The sequence below is a fragment of the Streptomyces sp. 13-12-16 genome, from assembly GCF_002114215.1.
Taxonomy (GTDB): domain Bacteria; phylum Actinomycetota; class Actinomycetes; order Streptomycetales; family Streptomycetaceae; genus Streptomyces.
The window spans coordinates 1-7,189 of the sequence record NZ_NCTE01000466.1 but is presented as its reverse complement, the minus strand read 5'-3'; the positions used below and the strand labels follow the sequence as shown (position 1 = coordinate 7,189).

Genomic DNA, 7,189 nt, shown 5'->3' with positions numbered 1-7,189 from the left:
AGGCGGGCGTAGCGGACCGCGAGCGCGGTGCCGTAGCCGGCGCCCGCGACGACCGGGACGCGCCCCCCGGCGGCCTCCACGGCGGCCGTCACGCACAGTTCGAACTCCTCCGGCGTCAGCGCGTGGAACTCACCGGTGCCGCAGCAGGCGAACACCGCGGCGGCCCCGGCCTCCACCCCGCGCCGCACGTGGAGGCGGTAGGTGTCGAGATCCACGGAGCCGTCGGGTCCGTAGGCGGTGACCGGGAAGAACAGCGGCCCGCTGGGAACACCGAGTCGGGCGGCGAGAGGGGCTGACGTCACAAGCTCTCCCTGGTCCATATTCCTGATTCACGTCCATATTCCTGAACATGTTCACGCTAAGACGCCCCGGGGACCCCGGTCAAGCACCGCACCCCACCACGCACCAGCGGATTCTTCCGTTCCACAGGAAGTCGCGGAATACTTGACGCACCACGTCCCGCCTCCTTAGCGTGTCCACGAATATGAATGCCGTGCGCCCATATGTATGGACTCATGGGTACGGGCGACACGGCCGGCGATGCAAGGAGACCCGAGGATGCCCGCTCCCCGCACCGTTCTGCTCACCGGCGCCGCCGGTGGCCTCGGCACGCTGATGCGGGGCCTGCTCCCGGACCACGGCTACGACCTGCGCCTGCTCGACCTGCGCCCGATCGACGGCGAACCGGACGCGATCGTCGCGGACCTCGCCGACAAGGACGCCGTGCGCGAGGCGGTCCGCGGCGTCGACGCGATCGTCCACCTGGCCGGCATCTCCCTGGAAGCCTCGTTCGAGAAGATCCTGAAGGCCAACATCGAGGGCACGTACAACCTGTACGAGGCCGCCCGCGAGGAGGGCGTCGGGCGCGTCGTCTTCGCCTCCTCCAACCACGCCGTCGGCTACACCCCGCGCCCGCGGGGCGACGACCCCCTCATCCCCGTCGACACCCCGCGCCGCCCGGACACCTTCTACGGCCTGTCCAAGTGCTTCGGCGAGGACCTCGCCCAGCTCTACTGGGACAAGCACGGCATCGAGACCGTCTCCGTGCGCATCGGCTCCTGCTTCCCCGAGCCGACCAGCGTGCGCATGCTCTCGGTGTGGATGAGCCCCGCCGACGGCGCCCGCCTCTTCCACGCGGCCCTGACCGCCGAGGACGTCGGCCACACCGTCGTCCACGGCTCCTCCGCCAACACCCGCCTGTGGTGGGACCTCACCTCCGCGCGGGCGCTCGGCTACGACCCCCAGGACGACTCCGAGCCGTACGCCGAGAAGCTGATCGCCGAACAGGGCGAACTGGACCCGGAGAACCCGGCCCACGCCCGCCTGGGCGGCCACTTCGTCACCGACCCGCCCGTCTGGCCGTACTGACGACGGCCCTCGGGCCGGAAACCGACGCGTCCCACGGCGGGCGGGCACCGAACGGGCCCGCCCGCCGTCGCATACGGGCATCCGCGCTGCCCGCTCCCACCCGTCCCCCCGCGCCCGCCCAGGTCCGAGCCGAGCACGGCGCGAGCCGAACGGGCACAACCGGGCAGGAACGGGCCCGCAACAGGCCTGGTCAGCAACGAAAGCCCGCTGTACAACTTCCTGCATGGGTCCCACCGGGCCCGAACGGGCAGCGAGATCAGGAAGCGGGTGTCCGGCCATGAGCCACAGGACGGCCGAAGAGCGCCAACGGGAGATCGTACGGGTGGCGCGCACCACCGGCGCGGTCGACGTCAGCGCGCTCGCCGCCGAACTGGGCGTGGCCAAGGAGACCGTACGGCGGGATCTGCGCGCCCTGGAGGACCACGGTCTGGTGCGCCGCACCCACGGCGGCGCCTATCCCGTGGAGAGTGCCGGCTTCGAGACGACCCTCGCCTTCCGCGCCACCAGCCACGTCCCCGAGAAGCGCCGGGTCGCGGCCGCCGCGGCCGAGCTGATCGGGGACGCCGAGACGGTCTTCGTCGACGAGGGCTTCACCCCGCGGCTCATCGCCGAGGCCCTGCCCACCGACCGGCCCCTCACCGTGGTCACCGCCTCCCTGCCGGTCGCGGGCGCGCTCGCGGAGACCGGCACCGCGTCCGTCCTGCTGCTCGGCGGCCGGGTCCGCCCCGGCACCCTCGCCACCGTCGACCACTGGACGACGAGGATGCTCTCCGGTTTCGTCATCGACCTGGCGTTCATCGGCGCCAACGGGATCTCCCGCGAACACGGACTGACCACGCCCGACCCGGCGGTCAGCGAGGTCAAGGCACAGGCGGTGCGGGCCTCCCGCCGGGTGGTGTTCGCGGGCGTCCACACCAAGTTCGGGGCGGTCAGCTTCTGCCGGTTCGCCGAGGTCGGCGCGCTGGAGGCGATCGTCACGAGCACCCTGCTCCCGGCGGCCGAGGCCCATCGCTACTCCCTGCTGGGGCCGCAGGTCATCCGGGTCTGAAGAAGACCGGACCAGCACACCGTCGCACGTCCCCCTCGGGCCGAGCCCTGCCGGGCGACGCCCGCTGTATCCCCATACGACCCGCTTTGTCGAGGAGTGATCCATGCAAACCCAGAGCCGACGGAGGCCGCCGCGAGCCCTACTCGCCGCGGTCGCCGCAGGGACGCTGCTCGCCCCGCTGCTCTCCGGCTGCTGGGTCGGAGCGGGCGGGGCCGGATCCGGCGGTGACTCCATCAACGTCCTGATGGTCAACAACCCGCAGATGGTCGAGTTGCAGAAGCTGACCGCGGACCACTTCACCGAGGACACCGGCATCAAGGTCAACTTCACCGTGCTGCCGGAGAACGACGTCCGCGACAAGATCAGCCAGGACTTCGCCAACCAGGCCGGCCAGTACGACGTGGCCACCCTGTCCAACTACGAGATCCCCATCTACGCCCGCAACGGCTGGCTGAAGGAGATGGACTCCTACGTCACCGAGGACCCGGACTACGACCAGCAGGACGTCCTCGAACCGATGCGCCAGTCCCTCACCGGCGACGACGGCAAGCTCTACGGCCAGCCCTTCTACGGCGAGTCCTCCTTCCTGATGTACCGCAAGGACATCTTCGACAGGGAGGGCCTGGAGATGCCCGCCGCCCCCACCTGGCAGCAGGTCGCCGGCCTCGCCGCCGAACTCGACGGGGCCGAACCGGGCATGAAGGGCATCTGCCTGCGCGGACTGCCCGGCTGGGGCGAGGTCATGGCCCCGCTGACCACCGTGGTGAACACCTTCGGCGGCACCTGGTTCGACGAGGACTGGAACGCCGGGCTCGACTCCCCCGAGTGGCACGAGGCGACGAAGTTCTACGTCGACCTGGTCCGCGAGCACGGCGAGTCCGGCGCCCCGCAGGCCGGCTTCGCCGAGTGCCTCAACAACATGACCCAGGGCAAGGTCGCCATGTGGTACGACGCCACCTCCGCGGCCGGCTCCCTGGAGGCAGCCGACTCCCCCGTCAAGGGCAAGGTCGGCTACGCCCCCGCCCCCGTCGAGAAGACCGAGTCCTCCGGCTGGCTCTACACCTGGGCCTGGGGCATCCAGGACGCCTCCCGCAACCCCGACAACGCCTGGAAGTTCGTCTCCTGGGCCTCCAGCAAGGAGTACGAGCAGCTCGTCGGCGACGAGATCGGCTGGTCCAACATCCCGGCCGGCAAGCGCGCCTCCACCTACGACAACCCCGACTACCGCGCGGAGGCCGCCGCCTTCCAGGAGATGACCAAGGAGGCCATCGCGCAGGCCCGGCCCGACGACCCCGGCGTCCAGCCCCGCCCGGCGCCCGGCATCCAGTTCGTCGGCATCCCCGAGTTCACCGATCTCGGCACCAAGGTCTCCCAGGAGATCAGCGCGGCCATCGCCGGACGCCAGTCCGTCGAATCGGCCCTGAGGAAGTCCCAGCAGCTCGCAGAAGAGATCTCCGAGGAGTACGAGGGACGATGACCGCCACGACGACGGCCCCCGTGGCCGCACCGCAGACACGCCCCGCCCCTCGCCGGCCCTCCGCCCGGCTCCGCGCGTGGGCCACCCGCGCCCCGCTGCTGCCCGCCCTGATCTTCATGGTCGTGGTCACCCAGCTGCCCTTCGTGGCGACCCTGGTGATCTCCTTCTTCGACTGGAACTCCCTCTACCCCGACGCCCGCAGCTTCGCCGGCTTCGAGAACTACCAGGAGGTCCTCACCGACGCCGCCCTGCGCAAGTCCGTCTGGACGACGATCCTGCTGACCGTGGCGGTCGTCCTGGCCAGCCTGGTCCTCGGACTGCTCCTCGCCCTCCTCCTGGACCGGAGGTTCCGCGGCCGGGGCATCGTGCGCACCCTGCTCATCGCCCCGTTCCTGGTGGTCCCGGTGGCGGCGGCCCTGCTGTGGAAACACGTCCTCTACAACCCCGAGTACGGCCTCCTCAACGGCCTGCTGCACTACGTCGGCGGCCCCCAGCCCGACTGGATCTCGAACACCCCGCTGCTCGCCGTCGAGGCCTCACTGGTGTGGCAGTGGACCCCGTTCATGATGCTGATCCTGCTCGCCGGACTGCAGAGCCGGGACCAGCAGCAGATCGAGGCCGCCCGCGTCGACGGCGCGAGCGACTGGCAGATCTTCGTCCACCTCACCCTGCCCCACCTGCGCCGCTACCTCGAACTGGGCGCCCTGCTCGGCTCGATCTACATCGTGCAGAACTTCGACGCGGTCTTCACCATCACGTCCGGCGGCCTCGGCACCGCCAACCTCCCCTACACCGTCTACCAGACCTTCTACCAGGCCCACGAGAACGGCCTCGCCTCGGCCGCCGGCGTCCTGGTCGTCATCGGCTCCATCATCATCGCGACCTTCGCCCTGCGCGTGGTGTCGTCCCTGTTCCGCGAGGAGGTGTCCCGCGCATGAGCAGCATCGCCGTACGCACCCGCGGCCGGTTCCGCGGCGGAGCGGGTCTCGGCCTGGTCGCCTGGCTGGCCGGCATCGTGTTCTTCCTGCCCATCGCCTGGATGGCGCTGACGTCCTTCCACTCCGAGACGGACGCGGCCACCAACCCGCCGTCCTTCACCGCCGCCCTCACCCTCGACGGCTACCGCGAGTTCTTCGGCGCGGGCGGCGGCGCCAGCCCCTGGCCGGCGCTGGTCAACTCGGCGGTGGCGTCGATCGTGTCGACCCTGTTCGTCCTGGTCCTGGCGCTGCCCGCCGCGTACGCCCTCTCCATCCGCCCGGTGCGGAAGTGGACGGACGTCCTGTTCTTCTTCCTCTCCACCAAGATGCTGCCCGTGGTGGCCGGCCTGCTGCCGATCTACCTGTTCGCCAAGAACGCCGGGATGCTCGACAACATCTGGCTGCTGGTCATCCTCTACACCTCCATGAACCTGCCGATCGCGGTGTGGATGATGCAGTCCTTCCTGGCCGAGGTCCCGGTCGCGATCATCGAGGCGGCCCGGGTGGACGGCGCGAAGCTGCCCACGATCCTGGCCCGGGTGGTCGCCCCGATCGCCCTCCCCGGCATCGCCGCGACCTCCCTCATCTGCTTCATCTTCAGCTGGAACGAACTGCTCTTCGCCCGGGTCCTGACGGGCGTGGTCGCCGAGACCGCCCCCGTCTTCCTGACCGGCTTCATCACCAGCCAGGGCCTGTTCCTGGCCAAGGTGTGCGCCGCGTCGCTCGTCATCTCCCTGCCGGTGCTCGCCGCGGGGTTCGCCGCCCAGGACAAACTCGTCCAGGGCCTGTCGTTGGGAGCCGTGAAATGAAGGCCGCCGTCATCGAGTCCGTCGGCAAGGCCGTCGTCGCCGAGGTCCCGGACCCGACGCCAGGGCCGCGCGACGTCGTCGTCGAGGTCGCCGCGTGCGGGCTGTGCGGCACGGACCTGCACATCCTCCAGGGCGAGTTCGCGCCGAAGCTGCCGATCGTGCCGGGGCACGAGTTCGCCGGCGAGGTGGTCGGCGTCGGCGCCCGGGTCACGGAGGTGTCGCTCGGCGACCGCGTCGCGGTGGACCCCTCCCTGTACTGCCACGAGTGCCGCTACTGCCGTACCGGCCACAACAACCTCTGCGAACGCTGGGCCGCGATCGGCGTCACCACGGCGGGCGGCGCGGCCCAGTACGCGGTGGCCCCGGTGGCGAACTGCGTGAAGCTGCCGGAGCACGTGCGGACCCAGGACGCGGCACTGATCGAGCCGCTGTCGTGCGCGGTGCGCGGCTACGACGTGCTCCAGTCGCGGCTCGGCGCCCACGTCCTGATCTACGGGTCGGGGACCATGGGCCTGATGATGCTGGAACTGGCGAAGCGGACCGGTGCGGCGAGTGTGGACGTGGTGGATCTGAATCCGGCGCGGCTGGAGACGGCGCGGGCGTTGGGTGTCTCCGCGTCGGCGGCGTCACCGGACGAGCTGGACCGGCCCCAGGGGTGGGACCTCGTCATCGACGCGACGGGGAACGCGGCGGCGATCCAGGACGGGCTGGGACGGGTGGCGAAGGCGGGGACGTTCCTCCAGTTCGGGGTGGCGGACTATGCGACGCGGGTGACGATCGATCCGTACCGGATCTACAACCAGGAGATCACGATCACGGGGTCCATGGCCGTGCTGCACAGCTACGAGCGGGCGGCGGAGCTGTTCGCCGGGGGTGTCCTGGACCCGGACGTCTTCATCAGCGACCGTCTGCCCCTGGAGCGGTACCCGCAGGCGCTGGAGCAGTTCGCGTCCGGCATCGGCAGGAAGATCGTGGTGGTGCCGTAGGGGTTGTCGCCCCCGCCGCCCTTACCCGTCCCGTCCCGGGGGCGAAGCCCCAGGCTCGGGACGGGAAGGGGTGGCGGGGGCGAGGAAATCCCCTGGCCCGATCGGGCGACAGGTAAGGGAACGGTAAAACGCCCCCGCTCGTTCACCCGGCATGACCGCAATGACCCCCGGCTCGAACATCCCTCTCCCCACCGCCCGAGTGACGGTGGACGTCTCCGCGCCCGTGCGCCTCGACGTATCGGGCCTCCTGCTCACCGCCGACGGCAAGGTGCGCTCCGACGACGACTTCATCTTCTACAACCAGCCCACCGGCCCGGGCGTGACCTACCGCTCCGGCGGCGGCACCGCCCCCGACGCCATCACGGTCGACACCACGGCCGTGCCCCCCGGCATCGAGAAGATCGTCGTCACCGCCAGCCCCGACGCCGCCGGCCAGACCTTCCAGGGCATCGAGCCCACCGCCACCCTCCGCAACGCGGACGACAACGCGGTCCTGGCCACCTTCACACCCCCGGCCCTCGGTG

8 protein-coding genes are annotated in these 7,189 nt (G+C 70.7%); 7 read left to right on the top strand and 1 reads right to left on the bottom strand.

The genetic code is table 11. The features are described 5' to 3' along the window. The coding region (locus tag B7767_RS18740; RefSeq protein WP_179167192.1) for a dihydrodipicolinate synthase family protein at window positions 1–320 on the bottom strand (320 nt) is incomplete at its 3' end. A 238-nt stretch (window positions 321–558) separates the two neighbouring features. Here B7767_RS18740 and B7767_RS18735 point away from each other — a divergent pair. The 7 genes from B7767_RS18735 to B7767_RS18705 form a co-directional block, all read left to right on the top strand. After that, entirely contained in the window at window positions 559–1,368 is an 810-nt protein-coding gene (locus B7767_RS18735; protein ID WP_085573189.1) for an NAD(P)-dependent oxidoreductase, read from the top strand. Window positions 1,369–1,645: 277 nt separating this feature from the next. Further along, window positions 1,646–2,416 (top strand): DeoR/GlpR family DNA-binding transcription regulator, encoded by a 771-nt coding sequence (locus B7767_RS18730; protein WP_085573188.1) that lies wholly within the window; start codon window positions 1,646–1,648, stop codon window positions 2,414–2,416. Between the two features lie 103 nt (window positions 2,417–2,519). After that, window positions 2,520–3,893 carry a sugar ABC transporter substrate-binding protein gene (locus B7767_RS18725; protein WP_085573187.1) on the top strand — a complete coding sequence of 458 codons (1,374 nt, stop codon included), beginning with the start codon at window positions 2,520–2,522 and terminating at the stop codon, window positions 3,891–3,893. Continuing rightward, window positions 3,890–4,831 carry a carbohydrate ABC transporter permease gene (locus B7767_RS18720; RefSeq protein WP_085573186.1) on the top strand — a complete coding sequence of 314 codons (942 nt, stop codon included), beginning with the start codon at window positions 3,890–3,892 and terminating at the stop codon, window positions 4,829–4,831. Before B7767_RS18725 ends, B7767_RS18720 begins: the two co-directional genes overlap by 4 nt. Further along, window positions 4,828–5,679, top strand: coding sequence for a carbohydrate ABC transporter permease (locus B7767_RS18715; protein ID WP_085573185.1), 852 nt, complete (start codon window positions 4,828–4,830; stop codon window positions 5,677–5,679). Before B7767_RS18720 ends, B7767_RS18715 begins: the two co-directional genes overlap by 4 nt. Continuing rightward, window positions 5,676–6,665 (top strand): zinc-dependent alcohol dehydrogenase family protein, encoded by a 990-nt coding sequence (locus tag B7767_RS18710; protein WP_085573184.1) that lies wholly within the window; start codon window positions 5,676–5,678, stop codon window positions 6,663–6,665. Before B7767_RS18715 ends, B7767_RS18710 begins: the two co-directional genes overlap by 4 nt. A gap of 160 nt (window positions 6,666–6,825) precedes the next feature. Next, window positions 6,826–7,189 (top strand): TerD family protein (locus B7767_RS18705; RefSeq protein WP_143652543.1); only part of this gene is annotated, 364 nt, incomplete at its 3' end.

Bases quoted from the DNA above. Each gene is read 5' to 3' on its own strand.
- B7767_RS18725 (WP_085573187.1), top strand. From the start codon at position 2,520: ATGCAAACCCAGAGCCGACGGAGGCCGCCGCGAGCCCTACTCGCCGCG.
- B7767_RS18720 (WP_085573186.1), top strand. From the start codon at position 3,890: ATGACCGCCACGACGACGGCCCCCGTGGCCGCACCGCAGACACGCCCC.
- B7767_RS18715 (WP_085573185.1), top strand. From the start codon at position 4,828: ATGAGCAGCATCGCCGTACGCACCCGCGGCCGGTTCCGCGGCGGAGCG.
- B7767_RS18710 (WP_085573184.1), top strand. From the start codon at position 5,676: ATGAAGGCCGCCGTCATCGAGTCCGTCGGCAAGGCCGTCGTCGCCGAG.
- B7767_RS18730 (WP_085573188.1), top strand. From the start codon at position 1,646: ATGAGCCACAGGACGGCCGAAGAGCGCCAACGGGAGATCGTACGGGTG.
- B7767_RS18735 (WP_085573189.1), top strand. From the start codon at position 559: ATGCCCGCTCCCCGCACCGTTCTGCTCACCGGCGCCGCCGGTGGCCTC.